Here is a 19,324-nt window from a genome sequence, read left to right on the forward strand (position 1 = left end):
ACCGCGGGAAGCTCACCAGGAAACCCGCAGGTCGTGGAGGCCGAACAGGGCCGCGTCCCGCTTGTACGCCAGGTCGGCCACCGGGGTGTCCACGCGCAAGGCCGGGAACCGGTCGAAAAGGGCCTCGAAGACGATCTCCAGCTCGGCCCGGGCGAGGTTCTGCCCGATGCACTGGTGGACGCCGTACCCGAAGGCGAGGTGGTGCCGGGCGGAGCGGCGGACGTCGAACCGGTCCGGGTCGGGGAACGCCGCCGGGTCGCGATTGGCGGACCCGGTGAGCACGAACATGCCTTCACCGCCGCGGATGACGCGATCGCCGATGCGGACGTCCTCCTTGGCCGCGCGGGGTGAGACCAGGTCGCCGATGCTGAGGTAGCGCAGCAGTTCCTCCACCGCACCCGGCCACAGCGCGGCATCCGCCTTCAGCTCCGCCAGCGCCTCCGGGTGCCGGAGGAGCAGGACCGTGCCCAGCGAGATCATGTTCGCCGTGGTCTCGTGCCCGGCGTTGAGCAAAGCTTGCGCGGTGGTGGCCAGGTCCTCGTCGGGGATGTCGTGCTCGGCCTGGGCCCGGACGAGCTTGGTCAGGATGTCGTCGGCCGGTTCGGCCCGCTTGGCGGCCAGCAGCCCGATCATGTATTCGCGCAGTTCCCGCAACGCCTCGTGGAACCGGGCGGGCGAACTGGCGCGGCTGAGCACGACCTTGGCCCGGGACTGGAAGAACTCGTGGTCCGCGTAGGGAATCCCGAGCAGGTCGCAGATCACCAGTGACGGCAGGGGCAGCGCCAGCGCCTCGACCAGGTCGGCCGAGCCGGGCCTGGCGGCCATCGCGTCGAGGAGTTCCCCGGTGATCTCCCGGATCCGCGGGCGCATCGCCTTGACGTGCTTCACCGTGAAGCTCGGCAGCAGCAGTTTCCGGTAGAGGGTGTGCTCGGGCGGGTCGGTCCGGGCGAACGGCGGCCGCACGCCTGGGGGGATCGCGGGGCCGCCGCCCGGCACGGGGCAGCCCGCACTGCGCAGGTCCCCGCTGATCTTCGGATCCGTCAGCGCCGCCCTGGCGTCGGCATGCCGGGTCACCAGCCAGACCGGCATCCCGTCCGCCAGCACCGCGCCCGCGACCGGATCCTCTTCCCGCAGCCGCGCGTATTCCGGCGGTGGGTCGAACGGGCAGCCCGAGCGGGGCATCGGGAACGCCTGCCGGCTCAGCACGGCATCGGTCATCTCCGGGTTCCTTTCTGGATTCCGGGGCCGCGCCGAGCCGGGCGTCGCTTCGACGACCGCTTCAGTGCCGCTTGGCCCCGCCTTTCTTGACGTTGGGGAACAGGGCGAGCGCGGTGAACGCGGCGACGACGAGCAGCGCGGCGCTGATGGCGAACCCGAGCCGGAACCCGCTGGTCAGCGCTTCCGCCTTGGGTGTGCCGGAGGACAGCAGGTCCGTGGTCCGCGCGGTCGCCAGCGTCGACACCACGGCGAGCCCGAGCGCGCCGCCGATCGTCCTGGACACGTTGACCAGACCCGAGGCCACGCCGGTCTGCCCGGCGGGCACGCCCGACACCGCGGCGATCGTGGCCGGGATGAACGTCAACGCGACGCCGATGCTCAGCAGCAGCGACGGTGCCAGGATGTCGCCGAGGAACGTGCCGTCCGGCGAAACCCGGGCGAACAGCGCGAGGCCACCGGCGGCGATCAGCGCGGCGCCGAACACGATGTAGCGCACGCCCAGCTTCGGGATCAGCACCGGTGCCAGCCGGGCGAACACCACCAGCAGCAGCGTCAGCGGCACGTAGGCGAGGCCGGTCTGCAACGGCGTGAAGTGCAGGACCTCCTGCTGGTACAGCGTCGCGAGGTAGAACATCACGAACATGCCGCTGTTGACCAGCGCCTGCACCACGTTGGCGCTGAACACCGACCGGACGCGGAGCAGCGAGATCGACAGCAGTGGCTCCTTCGCCACGAATGCCTCGTGGATCAGGAAGTAGCCGATCAGGACCACCGCGCCGCCCAGCGCGACGAAGGTGCGCGGGGAATCCCAACCGTCCTTCGTGGTCTCGACGATGCCGTAGGCGAGCAGGGTCAGCCCGCCGGTCGCGGTGATCGCACCGACTCCGTCGAACCGGTGGAACCGCCGGGTCGCCTTGTCGACGTCGAGGTACTTGAACGAGGCCACGATCAGCGCCAGCCCCAGCGGGATGTTGAGCAGGAAGATCCACTGCCAGCCCGGCCCGTTGACGAACAGGCCGCCGATCAGCAGGCCGGCCGACGCGCTGACCCCGCTGAGCATGCCCCAGAGCCCGATCGCCTTGTTGCGGGGCGCGCCCTCCGGGAAGGTCGCCGCCAGCATCGCCAGCGTCATCGGCCCGATGAACGCGGCCGCCAGCCCCTGGACGGCCCGCATGACCACCAGTTCGATGGCGTTCTGCGACAGCCCCGCCACCAGGGAGGCGAGGGTGAACACGGCCAGCCCGCCGAGGAACACCCGGCGGCGCCCCAGCAGGTCGCCCGCCCGCCCGGCCAGCAGCAGGAACCCGCCGAAGGCGACGGTGTAGGCGTTGACCACCCAGGACAGGTCCGCGTCGGCGAAGCCCAGGTCCACCTTGATCCGGGGCAGGGCCACGTTGACGATCGTGATGTCGACCGTCTCGAGGATGTGGCCCACACAGAGGATCGCCAGCGCGATCCGGATCCGGTTGGTCCAGACGAAAGCCGGGGCGGCGGCCGCCGCGGGCGGCGCCGCGGTGTTCTCGGTCATGGGACACTCCCGCTACTTGACGATCGGTCGGTAAGTAGTGGTTCTACGCCACTTACCGACCGATCGTCAAGTACACTGGGCAGCGAACAGGAGGCGACATGGGTGAGCGCGCGGCGAGCGGGACCAAGGATCGGATCCTTGCGATCGCGAAGCAGCTGTTTCTGGAAAAGGGCTACGCGGGGACGTCCATCGCGGACATCAGCGGCGCCCTCGGCACCACGAAGGCCGCGGTCTACTACCACTTCGCGGCCAAGGACGCGATCCTGTCCGAGCTGCTGGCCAAACCGCTGGCCGAGTACACCAGGCTCGCCGAGCGGGCCGTGACCGAGCCGCTGACCGCCGCGGAGCTGCTCGGCGAGCTGATCGACATGACCGCGGACGCCGAGTCCGTGCTCAGCCTGCCGGGCAACGATCCGTCGATCAGCGCCGAGCTGAAGGACATGCACAAGCTGCGCGAGAAGAACGACATGATCATCGCCGGGCTCGCCGATCCCGGCGCCACCGGCGTGCAGCTCGTCCGTGCGCACGCCGCGTACGCGGTCGCCAAGCAGGGTACGTTCGCGGTGCTCGCGGCCAACGGCGGCAAGCTTCCCGAGGGGGCCCGCGCCGAACTCCTCGACGCCGCACTGCGCGCGCTCGGCCACTGAGCTCATTCCGCCCGCTCCGGCAGGGCGACGACGAGGACCGCGGCGAAGACGAGCAGGACTGCCAGCACGAGCACGGCCGGGCCGGTCCGTTCGGCGAGCGCACCGGCCGGTACGGTCACCAAACCGACGGCCAGCACGCCGAACGCACCGCCGAAGTGGCGCAGGGCGTTGATGAACCCCGCGCCGTTGCGAGCGGATTTCGGCGGCAGCGAGCCCATCGCCGCGGACAGCGCGGGTGCCTGCGGGATGCCGCCACCGAACCCGGCCACGCCGAGCGCGACGGTGATCAGCGCGTCATCGCCGGCCGAGACCGCGAAGGCGAGCAGGGCGAGTCCGGCGGCGAAAACGAGCAACCCGGCGATCACCACCCAGCGGACACCGACGCGCCGAGCGACCCGGTCGGACAGCAGCGAGCTGACCGCGACGAACCCGGCGAAGGGCAGCAGCCGCAGCCCCACTCCCAGCGGGTCGACGCCGAGCCTGGTTTCCAGGTACATCGGCACCACGAACATCGCGCCCGTCCACGCCAGGTTCGCCAGCACGATCACCAGCTGCGACCACACGAACCGGGGCACCCGCAGTACCGAGAGCTCGATGAGCGGGTGCTCGGCCCGGCGCTGGCGCACGCCGAAGGCGATCACCAGCACGGCCGCCAGCGCGAGCCACGCCGCCGCCCACGCCCGGCCACCGCCGGCGGCGTCGATCAGCCCGGCGGAGATGGCCAGCACGGCGGCACCGGCCAGCGCGACGCCCGCGACGTCGGCCCGGTGCGGCTGTTCGGCGCGAGCCTCCGGCACCAGGACGAGGAGAAGCGGGCAGGCCAGCACGACCAGGCCGGTGTTGATCAGGAACACCGAACCCCACCAGGAGTGCTCGAGCAGCGCGCCGCCGAGGATCGGCCCGAGCGGGGTCGCCGAAGCGACCACGGCGGTGCCGATGCCGAAGGCACGTCTCCGCTGTTCGGGCGGGAACAGCCCGGTGGTGATCGAAACCCGCATGGGGAGCACCACCGAGGCGCCGGCGCCCATCACCACCCGCCAGAGCAGCAGCCACCCCACATCGGTGGCGTACGCCGCGGCCAGCGAAGCCGCGCCGAACACGACGAGCCCGGTCACGAGGGTCCGGCGCTGTCCCCAGCGGCCGCCGAGGGCGGGCACCAGGAGCATGCCGGACGCGCAGGCGACGATGTAGGAGATCACGATCCACTGCAGCTGCCCGGGGCTCGCGTGCAGCGCGGCGGCGATCTTCGGCAGGTCGATGCTGACCATGGTCACGTCCATGAACGGGACGAGGACGCACATCGAAAGCACGCCGACGACCGTCCAGCGCCGCAGCCCGGTCGACTCGCGCGCGGCCACCTCCGTCATACCGCCACTCCCGCCGGTTCGCCGAACCAGCGCCGCAGCGCCGGGACGAGCTCGGTGCCGTCGCGGTCGGTCCAGGCCACGTGCCCGTCCGGCCGGATCAGCAACGCGGCGTACGGAAGTTCCGCCGCCGGCGCGGCCGTGACGACGTCCACCCGGCCGGCCCACGGCGCCGCGGACGCCGGCCCGGCACCGCCCGAAAGGTCCAGCAGCACGCCACGGGCCTGGTGCAGCGTCCGCAGCGTGCTCGACTCACCCTCCGCGGTGGACAGCGGCACATCCGGGATCCGGGCACCGGTGAGGGAACCGGTCGTGCCCGGCGAGTAGCGGATGTCCACCCCGGACACGAGCCCGGCCAGGAACCGCCGGACGTCGGCGAACCCGAGCAGGTCGCCCATCAGCGCACGCAACGGGGAGACCCGGTCCGCCGGGAACGTCAGCGCGATCTGTGCGCGGGCGCTCTCGCACACCTGGTGCCCGACCGGGTGACGCTCGTCGTGGTAGCTGTCGAGCAGGCCGGGCGGGGCCCAGCCCGCCACGGCCGCGGCGAGCTTCCAGCCGAGGTTGACCGCGTCCTGCAGGCCGAGGTTCATGCCCTGGGCGCCGAGGGGGAAGTGGATGTGCGCCGCGTCCCCCGCCAGGAACACCCGGCCCGCGCGGTAGCGCTCGGCCTGCCGGGTGGCGTCGCCGAACCGCGACAGCCAGCGCGGCTCGCCGAACGCCGGCGCCCGGCCGGTGACCCGTTCGACGGCGGCCCGCAGCTCGGCCACGGTGACCGGCTGCTCCCCCGGCGTGACCCCGTGCTCGACGCACATCACGCGGAACAACCCGTCGCCCAGGGGTGAGACACCGAGCATGCCGCGCTCGGACACGATCGGCTCGCGGAGGTTGATCTCGTCGTCGAACTCCTCGACGTCACCGACGATCCCCCACAGCGCCGAGTCCGTGCCGGGGAAGCCGATCCCGGCGAGCTTGCGGATCGCGCTGCCGCCGCCGTCGCAGCCGGCGAGAAACGCACCGGGCAGGCGGTAGTCCCCGTCCGGTCCGCTGACCAGGGCCGTCACGCCGTCGTCGTCCTGCGTCAGCCCGGTCACCGCGTGGCCGCGGCGAATGTCCGCACCCAGCTTGAGCGCGGCCTCCTCCAGCAGCCGCTCGACCCGCGACTGGTGGATGTGCAGCGAATACCGGTGGCGGCCGTCGACCACGTCCATGTCGAGCAGCAACCCGGCGTAGTGCACCCGCGGCCAGGTGACGCCGTCGGCGAGGAACGGGCCGAGCAGCCCGCGCTGGTCGAGCACCTCGGCCGAGCGCGCGTGCAGGGCCAGCGCCCGCGACTGGCCGGTCGGCTCGGGCAGGCGTTCCAGCAGCACGGTCTCCACCCCGGCCACCCGCAGCTCACAGGCGAGCATCAGGCCGGTCGGCCCGGCGCCGACAACGATCACACGGCTCACGAAGGACTCCTTCTCGTCGAAGACGCGAACCGGGCTCGCGCCCGCATCAGCCGCAGCGCCGCGGCGAGCAGCAGGTACCGCGGTCCACCGCTCCCCCGCATCCGCAGCACGGAAAGCGCGCCCCAAAGCCGGGTTTCCGCGACGTGCCGAGGCGAGCCGTGCACGTCGTCGTGCGTCACCACGTCCAGGTTTCGCACCGTTTCCCGGAGCAGCCGGACCTCACCGGCCGGGATGATCTCGTCACGCTCGCTGGCCGTGTAGGCGACCGGGATGTCCAGCGACGCCAGCTGTGCGCGGGTCAGCGCCATGGGTGCCAGTACCCGCGACAGCTCGGCCGTCTTGGCGCCTGCCAAGTGCGCCAGCGTGTCGACGGTGAGGCGGGGCAGCCGCGCCTGCCACGACGAGTCGGAGAAGAACTCCGTCACGGGCGCGCCGACGGTGACCACCCCGCGGATCCGCCGGTCCGACACCGCCGCCCTCAGTGCGAGGTGGCCGCTGAAGCTCAGCGCCAGCGCGTACGCCTGCTCGACGTCCGCTTGCCCGGCGAGCGCGTCCAGCAGGTCCGGCAGCATTCGCCAGCTGTCTTCGTGGTAGCCCAGGGTGTTCTCACCGACCCCGGGCATCTCGACGGCCACCCCTGCCACGCCCAGCCGGCGCAGCATGGGCAGCGCGGGCGCCCACTGCTCCTTGATGCTGACGATGCCGCCGCAGACCAGGAGCAACGGCTGCCGGGCGGTGGGGGAAAGTCCCGACGTCCAGCAGCGCACCCGGCCGCCGCCGAGCTCCAGCTCGAGCTGCTCGATGCCGTGCTCCCCGGCCCAGCGACCGAAGCAGGACACGCACCGTTCGAGCGCGGCCTGCCGCGCCGGGCCGTCCACGAACGGGAACCGCGCCATGTTGTAGTGGCCTGCCGCGTCGAGCAGACGGCCCGCCTTCTCCAGTTCGGCGCCGGCGCGCGACCACTCGGCCACCCACGAGCCCGCCGCGTCACCGTCATCGGTGTGCATCCGGGACAGCAGCCGCGCGTGGTCGCCGAGCCGCTGGGCCCGCGCGTGCGCGACCGCGAACTGCTTGAGCTCGCCGAGGTCGTTCATCCGGCCACCGCTTCACCGGACTTGAACTCCTCCAAGGCGGCCTTGAGCTCGGTGAGCACGTCCGCCGCCTCGGCGCCGTCGATCACGCGGTGGTCGAAGGCGAGGCTCAGCCGCATCACCGGCGCGACGGTCACCTTGCCCTCCCGCACCACCGGCCGGTCCAGCACCCGGCCGACGCCGAGCGTGACCGTCGTCCCGCCCACCGAGTGGAACCCGTCGACCGCCCGGTGCCCGAGCGAGGTGACCGCGACCGTGCCCATCGTCTTCGCCCGGCCACGCGGCGAGCGCGTCGCGAGCCGGAAGGCCAGCGCGCCGATCGGCGCCGGCAGCCGGTGCAGGGCCCGGACGCGGGCGAATTCCGGGCCCTGTCCGGGATCGGCGTCACGATAGTGCTCCAGCCGTTGCTGGATGTCGGCCAGCGACGCGGTGTGCACGTCGGGCAGCACCGCCGACAGCACGACCCGCTGCTCGTCCAGCCGCCGATCGAGGGTCAGCTTCGCGTGCACGCTGTCGTGCCGGGTGAGCTTCGGCCACCGGCGGCCGCTGACGGCGGCGTTGGCCTCGGGATGCTCGCGCAGCACCCGCCCCGCGGCATAAAGGACGTAGCTCACCCAGGAATGGCGCACGCCGGAGTGGCGGTGGTCGCGGACCGCGGTCATGTCCACCTCGGTGTCGAGGAAGACCGGTGCGAACGACTTCGCGTAGTCGAGGAAGTAGAGCGTGTGCCGCCGCTGCCGGGCGATCGGCGTGGTGTGCGTCACGCGGCCACCGCCAGGTCGTAGATGCGCGCGAGGTTGGGCGCTTCGAGCACGTCCGGGAACGAGATCCCGCGGCCGGTTTCCCGCTCCAGCAGGGTGACCAGCCGCAGCAGCAGCACCGAGTCCCAGCCGGGCAGGCGGTCGAACTCCACGGTGACGTCGCCGGCGGTCAGCGCCAGGCCGATCTCGTCGCGGACCAGGGTGACGAACTCGTCGAGGCTGTTCATGAGCGGTCTTCTCCTCCGAACGTCGCGTAGAGACTCACGTGCCCGGGCACGGCGACGATCTCCGCCAAGTCGTGGCGGAACACCGCACCGGCGTCGTCCTCGGAGACCGCCGCGAAGCCGTACCGCGGGTAGAAGTCCTTGACCTTGCCGTTCTTCGCGGTGGCGCGATAGGTGCCGTAAACGGCCCGCACGCCGGTGCCCTTCGCGTACCGGACCAAGGCGGACAGGCAGGACTGCTCGATGCCCCTGCCGAAAACCCGGCAGCTGAGCAGGAAGTTGTCGATGTGGGCTTCGTCGCCTTCGCGGCGGTAGAAGACCGCGCCGACGACGCCGTTGTCCCCGAACCGGTCGCGGGCTTCGATGGCCAGGACCAGCGACGCCGGATCGTCGAGCAACGCACGCAGCTCCGGCGGCTGGAGCCGCCGGGTGGTCAGGTTGAACTGGTTGGTGCGCAACGTGATCTGCGAGAGCCGCGGCACCTGGTCCGCCCGTGCCCGGGTCAGCCGGACTTCGATGCCGAGTTCGGCGAGGTAGTCCTCGAGCGAGGAGAACTCGTGCAGGAAGTCCTTGCGTGCCAGCTCTTCGCGGTACTGGACAGGCCGGGTGAGGTCCGCACCGGTCAGCTCGGGGACGCCGAACCAGCCATCCCGCAGCAGCTTCCCGGGATGACGGGCGGGCTCCTCGTCGAGGCGGACCACCGCCACGCCGGGGAGTTCGTGGCGCACCAGGCCGCACTCGAACGGACTGTCGTCGACGAACACGAAAGAGTCCACCCCGAGGTTGAGCGCCTCGGCGAGCCCGCGCAGGTTGTCGTGCTTGGGCTGCCAGTTCGCGATTATCCGCACGAAGTCGTCCTCACGCAGGACCATCCGCGGGTGCTCGCGCAGCACCTTCCGGACCGGTTCGGCGTCGTTCTTGCTGACCACGGCCAGCAGCACACCCTGGGCGCCGATCTGCTTGACCACCTTCTGGAAGGCGGCGAACGCTTCACCGCGGTAGCCCTCGCCGATCTCCACACCGGACGCCCCGGTCTCGCCCAGCACGCCGCCCCACAACGTCTCGTCGAGATCGAGCACGAGGCATTTCTTGCCCTGGCCTGCCTGCTGGGCGCCGATGTGGCCGAGTTCCCGCGCGTACCGCGCCAGCAGTTCGGCGGAGAGGTATGCCTTGGCGTACCGGCTCATCCGTGCGTCCTCGACGGCGATGCCTTCCGCGATCAGCGGATCGAGGTCGACGGTCAGCACGCCGGGCAGGTTTTCACCCAGCCGCAGCAACCGCGCGTTGGCCTCCCGCCATACGGCGCCGAGGCGCGCCCGGGAGCGGTGGTCGACCAGTTGCGCGGCGACACCGGCGGGCAGCGGAATCGTGTTGAGCACCAGGGTGGCGCGGCTGTGCTCGCCGAACCGCGCGGCCAGCTGCCCGGCCAGTGCGACCTTGGCCGTGAGCACGCGCTCGGCGTCCGCCGCGGTCCAGGGCACCGGCAGCTCGTCGAGGACCATCATCGGGTCGAGCACGAACGCGCACAGGTCCGGCCCGGCCCGGTGCAGCTCACTGTCCTTTTCCGACAGGTCGGTCCGGTAGCCGTCGAAATCGCCGACGAACGGACGCGCCAGGATGCCGTGCCGGGCGAGTTCACCGGTCAGCGGCGGGACGAGCCCGGCGAGCGTGCCATGCCCGGTGATGCCCACCTTCAGCTGCAGCTGGCCGGGATGGGCCCGCAGGATCTCCTCGGCGTCGAGCCGGGACAGCAGCTGGCCCGCCCGGGCGAAGTCCGCGTCGGTCAGGTCGGTCAGCAGTCCGCGCACCGCCGGGTAGTCGCGTTCGAGCAGGCCGTCCCGGTACAGGTCCCAGAGTGTCGCGCCGCCGATCGCCGGCCCCGCTGTCATGCCTTCTCCAGCACGAGACCGGCTTTGATCCAGCGGCTGGACTCGACGGCGACAGCAACCGCGCGATCGCCGGGCGCCATCTCCGGCAGGGCGCGCTCCAGCTGGAAGAACGGCAGGGCGTTGCCGGTGTTGCCGGTCTCGGCCACGCAGCTGACCTCCCGGACACCGGGCACGTCCAGCCGGGCCATGATCTTCTCCGTCATCCGGACGGAAAGCTGGGGCGGCAGCAGGAAGTCGAGGTCCGCCGGCTGCCAGTCCTGTTCCTTCAGCAGCCGCGCGAGAATGTCCACGGAGAGCTCCGGTACGAGGTCCGCGATCGCCTTGAAGTCCTCGCGCACGGCGGGCGTTCCGCTGTCGCGGTCACCAAGGCCGTACCACTCGAGACGCTGTCCCGGCGGCTGACCGAGACCGCTGAGCTCGACGAAGGCCCGGTGCAGCAGGACGGAACCGGGCCCGGGCTCCCGGGTGAGCACGGCGGCACCCGCGCCATCGCCGAAGAGCACCATGTTGACCATTTCCTCGGGCGGGAGGCCGCTGTAGTCGAGGGAAAGGTCGATGTGCTTGGCGCACACGTCGCCACCGAGTACGAGCGCGGTCCGATGCCGGCCGGCCAGGAGGAACTGGTGGGCCAGGTCGAGTGCCTGCATCGCACCGGAACATCCGGACTGCAGCTGGTAACCGGGCACGCCGGTGATGCCGGCGCGCTCGGCGATGACGTTGACCGTGGTGGGCAGCAGGGCATCCGGCATCGAAGTCCCCATGACGACCAGATCGACCTCACCGGCGGCCACCCCGGCCGTCTCGAGCGCGTGCCGGGCGGCCGTCTCACCGAGGTCGGCGAGCGAGTACCGCTGCTCGCCGGTGACGAGATCCAGTGCCAGATAACGGGTTCTGGTGCCGACGAACGCGTCGATCCACTGCTCGAACACCGGCGTCAGCCGGAACGCCTTGGTCAGCGCCGCATTGTCCACCGGGGAACCGGGAAGCGCGGTGCCGACGGATCGAATGTGGACTTCCTGCCCCACCATGGCTGCTCACCTCATCCTGTGCTGTGACCAGCCTGGGCAGGCCGGCCAAAGCACGGCTAAAGCGAGCCTTGTGCGGAGCGCCGATGCCTACCTGCCGGGTCCCGGCAGACATCGGACGCGACTCAATCGCGGACGACCGGGACCCGCCAGCCGCGGCGGGCGGCGTGGTGATCGATCTCCGCGTCATCGGCGGCGAGGATGCACTTTTGCAGTTCCCGCAATGGACCGCACGGCTCGAGCCCGAGCTCGGTCATCAACTGTTCCCGCGCGGTCTGGTACACCTTCAATGCGTCCGCCCGGCGGCTCGAGCGGTACAGCGCCAGCATGAGCTGCTGGTAGAACTTTTCGTGCAGGGGGTGTTCCGCGATCAGCGAATAGAGCCAGCCGATCAGCTCCTCGTGCCGGTCGAGCATCAGGTTGGAGGACACGAGCAGTTCGACGCACTCGAGCCGGATCTCCCCCAGCCAGCAGGCGAACCCGTTGATCATCGGGCCGTCCCGGAGGTCCCCCAGTACCGGACCACGCCAGAGGGCCAGCGCGCCCTCGAGACTGGTGACGGCTTCTTCGAACTTCCCGGCCCTGGCGAGTGCCCGGCCGTGGCCCAGCAGTCGCTGGAATTCGTGCAGGTCGAGCTCGTCCGAACCAAGCCGGAACGTGTAGCCTGGCGCGCGTGTAACGATCGGGCTGTCATCACGGCCGGGACGTTTCAAGAACTTGCGAAGCTGAGAGACGTACACATGCAGTGCCGCTCCCGCACAGCGCGGTGGATTGCTGCCCCAGATCTCTTCGATCAGCTGGTCGATCGAGACGACTTCTTCAGCCTTGATCAGCAGCGTGGCCAGGAGTATTTCCATTTTTCTGGCGGTCAATACGGAGTAGGAACCTTGTTCATCGCCTATCCGCAAAGACCCCATGATTTCGAACTTCACATAACCCCCACGGTTAGAAAAGAACCCCAGACCACCACCGCACTGTGGCATCAAGCCGCCCGCTCCCCAGACGCCCTGAGGACAGGCGACGCATCGTTGCGCCTGCCTACCCGGCGGATCCAGCGGACGGTTACATCCTAACCGGATTGACTGCGCACTGTCGCCACAAAGTTCCCGATTGGTAGCCCATTCGGCGCAACAAACACCCGAATGTTGCCACTGCGGCATCGCGCCCCGCAGAAGGAGCTCTCATTCGGAGCTTGTCCACCACTATCGGACATACCCGACAAACAGCAATTCCGCCCCCAATGACACATTCGGTGGCGATCTCCGCGGACCGTCGCCCCCGTCAGTCCTCAGCCGACATTGCCTGACGTCACCCGGCTCGACGGCAATCCCTCGAACGCGTTCGATCTCGTTGCTCCGTCACAGAGTCACGGTCGAGCAGCTGCTGAAGGAAACGGGCGCCCGAGCGCGGACCCTCGGCTCGCGCCCATCCACCGTGGACGTTCCGGCCACGCCTCGGCGGACCGGTTCCCGGCTCCGCAAGGCCCTCGTGCCCGGGGCGATCACGTTTCCGGCCGGCGCCGGAGGTGTCCACGACCACCGAGCCGGTGGCAACGGTCACCCTCCCGCCCGTCCGCCGAGCCGACGCCGGCCACCCCACCAGCGGCCCGTGATCACGTTGGGGCACCCGGTCGGCGGACACCGCCACTGACGGCCGCGTAGCCGCGCGTCAAGCTTCCGCATTGCTAATCTGCGGCCGGTACCTCGGTAACCGGGAGGCGTAGTGCCCCAGTTCGACCTGTCTCCGGCCGAGTTGGCGGATTATCGGATCACCACCCCCGAACCGCCCGAATTGGACACCTGGTGGGCGACCCGGCTGGCCGAGTCGCGTGCACTGGCGAAACCGATCCGGCTCACCCGGCACGAACCCGGGATCTACGGTCCGCTGCTCGCCTTCGACCTCGAGTTCTCCGGAGCCGGCGGTGATCGGATCCGCGGGTGGTACCTCCGCCCGCCCGCCTCGGCCGGCCTCGAACTGCCCACGGTCGTCACCTTCGTCGGCTACGGCGGCGGCCGCGGTCTGCCGATCGATCACACCGCATTGCCCGCGGCGGGGTTCGCGGTCCTCGTGATGGACGTCCGTGGCCAGGGCGGACGCTGGACGATCGGCGCCACCGGAGACCCCGGCGGGGACTCGGGCGGCCCGGAAGCTCCGGGAGTCATGACCCGCGGCATCGCCGATCCGCGGACGTACTACGTCACCAGGCTGATCACGGACGCCGTGCGTGCGGTCGAGGTAGCCGGAGAGCTCGATGGCGTGGCCGCCGGCCGGATCGCGGTGCGGGGCGGCAGCCAAGGTGGCGGGCTGGCCCTCGCGGCGGCCGCGCTGAGCGGCAACGCCGTCAAGATCTGCCAGGCCGACGTGCCGTTCCTCTGCGACTTCCAGCGCGCGATCACGCTGTCCGGCCAGCCGCCGTACACCGAGATCGCCGGGTTCCTGGCCCAGCACGTGGACCTGGTGCCGGCCGCGCTCGACACGTTGAGGTACGTCGACTGCGCGTTGCTGGCGCGCAGGATCACGGCGCGATGCCTGCTGAGCGTCGGCCTGATGGACGAGATCTGCCCGCCCTCGACCGTGTACGCGGCCTTCCACGAGATCAACGCACCGAAGGAACTGCTCGTCTCACCCTTCGGCGGGCACGACGTGGCCAGGTCGCACCTCGAGCGGCAGTTGGGCCACCTGCGCACCTACCTGTAGCCGGGGCCGGCCGCCGGGCTACGCGCAGCTGACGCGGCAAATCGAAGGCAGTCAGCCGCGGGAACGGCGTCGGCGGGTACGAGGCGTGGTCAGCTCTTCCCCCAGGATCGCGTCGATCTGCTGCCCGGCACGTCGGAGCATCGCTGCCACGAGTCCGGCCAGCGAGATCACCGCTGTGCCGGCGATCCCGGCGGCAGACGACTGCGACCAGGCCACCAGCAGGATCCCGAGCGCGGCCACGACCAAAGGCGCAGCGAAGGGATTGGTCAATGCCGGAACGAACGGGGACGAGCCCATCGGCAACCACCTTCGAACGAACACGGCATCCGACTCCACCGCGTTACCGGCTCAGTCGCGAGCGCTGTCCGTGTTGTTACGGCCTGCGCGCCGGACCTGCGGACCCGCCGCTGACGCCACGCCGGCAGAGCACTCGCCGAGGCCGGTGAGCGGCTGCCGGTGCCTGTCGACACGGTTCCGGCTCGAGAAGCCTGCAATACCGGTCCGTGGGTGTTACCGTCTGTGCCCGCGGCCACTGTCGGGGTCGCTTCATCGCTGTACGGTCGTGGAGTCGTCGTGGGCAGGGAAACGCAACACCACCAGCCGTCCGCGCAGCCGGGTCAGCGCGATGTCCTCGACGGTCTGCCGGTCACCGTCTGGGAAGCCGACGCCCGCAGCGGTGCCTATTCGTTCGTCTCCGCCGGTGCCCGGACGCTGCTGGGACGGTCGCCTGCCACCTGGCTGGGTGATCCGGCGTTCGCGCCGTCGGTCGTGCACCCCGAAGACCTCGCCCACTTCCGGCAGGCGCGCGGCAAAGCCTGGCGGCAGGAGGGCGACTACGAGATCGCCTACCGCGCGCTGGCCGACGACGGGCGCGTGGTGTGGCTCGAAGAGCACGCGCGCGTGGGCTCCGACGGCGTCGTCCGCGGCGTGTGGCTGGACGCCGCGGGGCGGCGCTCGGAGGCGGAACGGCAGCGGTTCCTCGCCGGGTTCGAGCGCGGGCTGCAGGAACTGGACGACGCCGAGCAGGTCATGGAATACGCCGCCCGCCGTCTGGGGGAACACCTCGGCGCCGATCGTTGTGCCTACGCCGAGGCGGAAGAGGACCAGGACCACTTCCTGATGAGCGGCGATCACCACACCGGCCTGCCGCCGCTGCCCGGGCGCTTCGCGATGTCGGAGTTCGGGGACGGCTGCGTGCGGGCCATGCGGGCCGGCGAGTCGTGGGTCGTCGGTGACTGCTTCCACGACGAGCGCCTCGAACCGGCGGATCTGCACGCCTACCGGGTGACCGGGATCCGGGCCGTCATCTGCGTCCCGCTGCTGCGCGGCGGCCGGTTCGTCGCCGCCATGGCGGTGCACCAGGCCACGGTCCGGCCCTGGACGGACGCCGAAGTCGACCTCGTCGAACTCATCGTCGCCCGCTGCTGGGAGTCCATTCAGCGGACGCACACCGGCCGGGCGCTGCGCGACAGCGAGCAGCGCCACCGGTCGCTGGTGGAACGCGCCACCGACGCCATCTGGGTCCTCGACCGCGCCCTGCGGTTCGCCGAGGTCAACCCCGCGGCCTGCGCCCTGCTCGGCTACCACCGCGACCAGCTGATCGGCACGCCGATCGCCGACCTGCTCGATGACGACGGGAGCCGCCGGTGGCGGCAGCTGCTCGCCGAGCCCGGTACGGCGCTGGAAAGCGGCGAAGTGCACCACGTCCGCCGGGCCGACGGTGCCCAGGTGGCCTTGGAGCTGAGCATCCAGGTCACCCCGTCCGGGATGCAGGCGATCGGCCGGGACGTCACCGAGCGGCGCCGCCGCGAGGCGGAGCGGGAGCTGCTGCTGCGGCGGGAACACGAGATCGCCGAGACCCTGCAGCGGAGTCTGCTGCCCCGCGAGCTGCCGGCGCTGCCACGGGTGGCCGCCGCGGCGCGCTACCTCCCCGCCGCGGTCCACGCGCAGACGGGCGGAGACTGGTACGAGCTGGTCGCGGTCGGGGAGACCACCGTCGCCCTGTCGGTCGGTGACGTCGTGGGCAAGGGCCCGCAGGCAGCGGCGGTGATGGGCCAGCTGCGCAGCGCGCTGGCCGGCAGCCTGCTCGACGGGCACGGCCCGGCGGCGGCCCTGGAACGCCTGGACGCGTTCGCCGCGCGCACCGACGGAGCCCCCGGCACGACCTGCGCGTGTCTCACGCTCGACTGGGAGACCGGCGAGCTGCGCTGGGCCGTGGCCGGGCACCCGCCACCCACCGTCGTCGAGGCCGCCGGCGCCCGGTTGCTCCCCGGCGGCGGCAGCGTGCTCGGCGGCCCGGACCGGTCGCGATACGCGGAGCAGACGACGACGCTCAGCCCGGGCACTTCGGTGCTGCTCTACACCGACGGCCTGGTCGAGCGGCGCGACGAGCGGATCGACGAGGGGCTGCAGCGCCTGTGCGCGACAGCGGCGGGGCTCGCCGCCGCGGCGCCGGAGCAGATGGTCGCAGCGATCACCGGGACCCTGCTCGACGACGGGCAGGAAGACGACGTCGCCCTGCTCGCCATCCGGCTGCTGCCACCGCCGCTGCACCGGCGCGCGACCGCCGAACCGACGGCACTGCAGCGGCTGCGCACCGACGCCGCGCGGTGGTCGGCGGAGACCGGGCTGCCCGCCGAACTGCACCAGGACCTGAGCCTCGCCCTCGGCGAAGCCGTGGCGAACTCCGTCGAGCACGCTTCGGCGAATGCGGTCACGTACTCGGTGACGCGGACCGCGGACGGCCGTCTCGACGTCGAGGTGCGCGACGACGGGACGTGGCGGCCCGAACCGGCCGAAAACAGCCACCGCGGCCGCGGCATCGCCATCATCACGGCGTTGTCCGAAGAGATCGCGATCGACCACGATGACCTCGGCACCACGGTCCGGTTCCGGATGGGCGCCGAACCGGGCACCCCGCCCGAGGCCGTCGTGCCGGTGTCCGAGGTCATGGCCTCGGCGAACGTGACCGTCCACGACACGGTCCCGGACGTGCTGATCCTGAAGGTGACCGGCGACCTGGACCTGGCGACGATCGACGAAGTGTGCCCGGCGGTGCTGCACCACGTCGGAGCCGCGGCATCCCGGGAGGTGGTCGTGGACCTCACCGGGCTGCGGTACTTGAGCAGTTGCGGCGTCGCCCTGCTCCTGGACACCGCGGCGCTGACCCGGCGGCGCGGTGCGGTGCTCACGGTTCGGGCGGTCGCCGGTTCCGCTCCGCTGCGGATCCTGGAACTGGCCGGCTTGGCCGGCACGGCAACGGAAGCACTGACCGTGGAAACTGCTTCGTGAAGGCATCGGCTCAGCGTTGCGGCCGCAGCCGACGTGACGGCGAGGTTCTCCCGAAAGGTGTACTGGCAGAGCACCCTTCGCCCGGCTGAGCCGACTTAGGGTGACGGAGTGGACAATCGCCAGGAAATCCGCGAGTTCCTCTCCTCGCGGCGGGCCAAGATCACCCCCGAGCAAGCCGGGCTTCCCGCGGGGAGCAAGCGGCGGGTGCCGGGCCTGCGGCGCAGCGAGGTCGCCATGCTGGCCGATGTCAGCGTCGAGTACTACGCCAAGCTCGAACGCGGGAACCTCGCCGGTGTCTCGCCGTCCGTGCTCGACGCGGTCGCGCGGGCGCTGCACCTCGATGATGCCGAGCGGGCCCACCTGCTCGCGCTGGCCCGCACCGCCGATGGCACGAGCGCGATCCTGCGACGCCGGCCGAACAGCAAGCAGTGGACCCCACGCCGCAGCCTGCAGTGGGTCCTCGACGCGGTGACCGACGGACCCGCGTTCGTCCGCAACGGACGGATGGACCTGCTGGCCGCGAACCGGCTCGCACGAGCGTTCTACTCCGAGGTCTACGCGAGCCCGCAGCAGCCGCCGAACATCGCCCGGTTCCAGTTCCTCGACCCCGCTTCCCGCCGGTTCTACCCGGACTGGGGCTTCTTCGCCGACGTCTGCGTCGAAATCCTGCACATCGAAGCCGGCCGCAATCCGCACGACAAGGGGCTGCACGACCTGGTCGGGGAACTGTCGACCCGCAGCGAGGAATTCCGCACGCGATGGGGCGCCCACAACGTCCGCCACCACGGCAGCGGATCGAAGACCTTCCACCACCCGGTCGTCGGCACGCTCACCCTCGCCTACGAAGGCCTCGAGCTGGCCGCCGAGCCGGGGCTGACCCTCACCATCTACACCGCCGAACCCGGCTCGCCGTCGGATGAGGCGCTGCGGTTGCTGTCCTCCTGGGCGGCGACGCGAGAAGCCGAGCACTCCCCTGTGGACAGTCAGTAGCGCCACCACCCCACGGTGGGGTGTACCGCCGGTACACCCCTCGCCAGTGACTCGCTGCGCGCCCGAAAAGGCGCTTGTCTGGTATTCGCGAGCCGACCGGCCCGCGACCGCCACCGCAAAGGAGCCACCATGCGCGGAGCCGTCATCCACGCTCCCGGCGACGTACGCTTCGAGCAGCTCGACGACCCGAAGATCCAGCAGCCGACCGACGCGATCATCCGCACCGTCGTCACCTGCGTGTGCGGCTCGGACCTGTGGCCCTACCGCGGCGTCGAACCGATCGGCGACCCGCACCCGATGGGCCACGAGTACGTCGGCGTCGTCGAAGAGGTCGGCAGCGAAGTCACGTCGGTCAAGCCCGGCCAGTTCGGGCTCTGCGGCGTCATCGCGGCCAAGGACTCGGCGCCGAGCGCATCATCGCCATGAGCCGCCACGAATCCCGGCAAAAGCTCGCCACCCGGTTCGGCGCGACCGACATCGTCACCGAACGCGGCGACGACGGCGTCACCGCCATCAAGGACCGGGTGACCACCATCGAAGGGCTGGCGCCTCACGAAGACGGGCCGTTGCACCCGCTGCAGCAGGCGTTCATCGACCAGCGGCACCGTCCCGTGGAAACTTCCCGCCGTCGAACAGCACCTGCTCGGCAAGCGGCCGTCGGACTCGCTGTGGGCCGAGGCCGCGCAGCGAGCGGCGGACGGCACCCGGCCGCTGCACAACGGGTTCAAGGTCGAACTGCTCAAGCGCACGGTCGAACGCCAGCTGCGCGTCGTGGGAGGCACCCGATGACACAGCCCCGCATCGCCGTCGGCACCCCGCAGTCCCGGGTGGACGGACGCCTCAAGGTGACCGGGCACGCGCGCTACGCCGCCGACCACCCGGCCGACGGCGTCCTCTACTCGCCGCCAAGCGATCACCCTCACCGTCAACGACCCGCGTTCTCCTCTGCACGGCGTCGATCCCGACGACGTCATCGTCCGCAAAGGACGGCTACACCTCAAGAACGACCCCACGCGCGGGGAGACCTACCGGCAGCTGCTGGCCCGCAACAACCGCGACCACCTCGAAGCCATCGGGTCCTGGGCCCCGCCGGAGCACGACCGGTTCTCGATGTACGGCTACGGCGCCGTGTTCGCCGAAGTCGCCGT

15 protein-coding genes and 1 pseudogene are annotated in these 19,324 nt (G+C 71.0%); 5 read left to right on the forward strand and 11 right to left on the reverse strand.

All coding sequences use genetic code 11. The annotated features are described in order from the left end of the window. Positions 1 to 12: 12 nt before the first annotated feature. On the reverse strand, positions 13 to 1,218 hold the full coding sequence (locus ACFVYA_RS33645) for a cytochrome P450 (RefSeq protein ID WP_387050763.1): 1,206 nt from the start codon (positions 1,216 to 1,218) through the stop codon (positions 13 to 15). A gap of 61 nt (positions 1,219 to 1,279) precedes the next feature. Then, a complete protein-coding gene (locus tag ACFVYA_RS33650; RefSeq protein ID WP_387050765.1) occupies positions 1,280 to 2,746 on the reverse strand; it encodes an MFS transporter in 1,467 nt (488 codons plus the stop codon). Positions 2,747 to 2,844: 98 nt separating this feature from the next. Between ACFVYA_RS33650 and ACFVYA_RS33655 the strand changes: the two genes are divergently transcribed. Continuing rightward, positions 2,845 to 3,393, forward strand: a complete 549-nt coding sequence (locus ACFVYA_RS33655) for a TetR/AcrR family transcriptional regulator (RefSeq protein ID WP_387050766.1) — start codon at positions 2,845 to 2,847, stop codon at positions 3,391 to 3,393. 2 nt (positions 3,394 to 3,395) lie between these two features. Here the strand turns inward: ACFVYA_RS33655 and ACFVYA_RS33660 are convergent, their stop codons facing one another. From ACFVYA_RS33660 to ACFVYA_RS33695, 8 genes are all read right to left on the reverse strand, one after another. After that, the gene (locus tag ACFVYA_RS33660; RefSeq protein WP_387050768.1) at positions 3,396 to 4,760 is read right to left on the reverse strand and encodes an MFS transporter; all 1,365 of its coding nucleotides are present in this window, start codon (positions 4,758 to 4,760) and stop codon (positions 3,396 to 3,398) included. Then, positions 4,757 to 6,208, reverse strand: a complete 1,452-nt coding sequence (locus ACFVYA_RS33665) for an FAD-dependent monooxygenase (RefSeq protein ID WP_387050770.1) — start codon at positions 6,206 to 6,208, stop codon at positions 4,757 to 4,759. The genes ACFVYA_RS33660 and ACFVYA_RS33665 overlap by 4 nt, the downstream gene beginning before the upstream one ends. Then, on the reverse strand, positions 6,205 to 7,302 hold the full coding sequence (locus tag ACFVYA_RS33670; RefSeq protein WP_387050772.1) for an alpha/beta hydrolase: 1,098 nt from the start codon (positions 7,300 to 7,302) through the stop codon (positions 6,205 to 6,207). The genes ACFVYA_RS33665 and ACFVYA_RS33670 overlap by 4 nt, the downstream gene beginning before the upstream one ends. After that, on the reverse strand, positions 7,299 to 8,063 hold the full coding sequence (locus tag ACFVYA_RS33675) for a 2-oxo acid dehydrogenase subunit E2 (RefSeq protein ID WP_387050774.1): 765 nt from the start codon (positions 8,061 to 8,063) through the stop codon (positions 7,299 to 7,301). The genes ACFVYA_RS33670 and ACFVYA_RS33675 overlap by 4 nt, the downstream gene beginning before the upstream one ends. After that, positions 8,060 to 8,287: a phosphopantetheine-binding protein gene (locus tag ACFVYA_RS33680; RefSeq protein WP_285992218.1), complete on the reverse strand. Its 228-nt coding sequence runs from the start codon at positions 8,285 to 8,287 to the stop codon at positions 8,060 to 8,062. Before ACFVYA_RS33680 ends, ACFVYA_RS33675 begins: the two co-directional genes overlap by 4 nt. Beyond that, positions 8,284 to 10,173: an HAD-IIIC family phosphatase gene (locus tag ACFVYA_RS33685; protein ID WP_387050775.1), complete on the reverse strand. Its 1,890-nt coding sequence runs from the start codon at positions 10,171 to 10,173 to the stop codon at positions 8,284 to 8,286. Before ACFVYA_RS33685 ends, ACFVYA_RS33680 begins: the two co-directional genes overlap by 4 nt. After that, entirely contained in the window at positions 10,170 to 11,201 is a 1,032-nt protein-coding gene (locus tag ACFVYA_RS33690; RefSeq protein WP_387050777.1) for a 3-oxoacyl-ACP synthase III family protein, read from the reverse strand. The genes ACFVYA_RS33685 and ACFVYA_RS33690 overlap by 4 nt, the downstream gene beginning before the upstream one ends. Positions 11,202 to 11,323: 122 nt before the next feature. Beyond that, the gene (locus tag ACFVYA_RS33695; RefSeq protein WP_387050778.1) at positions 11,324 to 12,130 is read right to left on the reverse strand and encodes a BTAD domain-containing putative transcriptional regulator; all 807 of its coding nucleotides are present in this window, start codon (positions 12,128 to 12,130) and stop codon (positions 11,324 to 11,326) included. Between the two features lie 790 nt (positions 12,131 to 12,920). Here ACFVYA_RS33695 and ACFVYA_RS33700 point away from each other — a divergent pair. Beyond that, positions 12,921 to 13,895 carry an acetylxylan esterase gene (locus ACFVYA_RS33700; RefSeq protein ID WP_387050779.1) on the forward strand — a complete coding sequence of 325 codons (975 nt, stop codon included), beginning with the start codon at positions 12,921 to 12,923 and terminating at the stop codon, positions 13,893 to 13,895. A gap of 51 nt (positions 13,896 to 13,946) precedes the next feature. Here ACFVYA_RS33700 and ACFVYA_RS33705 read toward each other — a convergent pair whose 3' ends face one another. After that, positions 13,947 to 14,192 carry a hypothetical protein gene (locus ACFVYA_RS33705; protein ID WP_387050781.1) on the reverse strand — a complete coding sequence of 82 codons (246 nt, stop codon included), beginning with the start codon at positions 14,190 to 14,192 and terminating at the stop codon, positions 13,947 to 13,949. A 276-nt stretch (positions 14,193 to 14,468) separates the two neighbouring features. Here ACFVYA_RS33705 and ACFVYA_RS33710 point away from each other — a divergent pair, with 276 nt between their 5' ends. The 3 genes and pseudogenes from ACFVYA_RS33710 to ACFVYA_RS33720 form a co-directional block, all read left to right on the forward strand. After that, positions 14,469 to 17,186 (forward strand): SpoIIE family protein phosphatase, encoded by a 2,718-nt coding sequence (locus ACFVYA_RS33710; RefSeq protein ID WP_387050783.1) that lies wholly within the window; start codon positions 14,469 to 14,471, stop codon positions 17,184 to 17,186. 108 nt (positions 17,187 to 17,294) lie between these two features. Continuing rightward, the gene (locus ACFVYA_RS33715; protein ID WP_387050785.1) at positions 17,295 to 18,176 is read left to right on the forward strand and encodes a helix-turn-helix transcriptional regulator; all 882 of its coding nucleotides are present in this window, start codon (positions 17,295 to 17,297) and stop codon (positions 18,174 to 18,176) included. A gap of 129 nt (positions 18,177 to 18,305) precedes the next feature. Next, positions 18,306 to 18,730 (forward strand): annotated as a pseudogene (locus ACFVYA_RS33720) (alcohol dehydrogenase catalytic domain-containing protein); the annotation flags it as partial. Positions 18,731 to 19,324: the final 594 nt, after the last annotated feature.

It is taken from the genome of Amycolatopsis sp. NPDC058278, assembly GCF_042881395.1.
In the GTDB taxonomy this organism is placed as follows: domain Bacteria; phylum Actinomycetota; class Actinomycetes; order Mycobacteriales; family Pseudonocardiaceae; genus Amycolatopsis.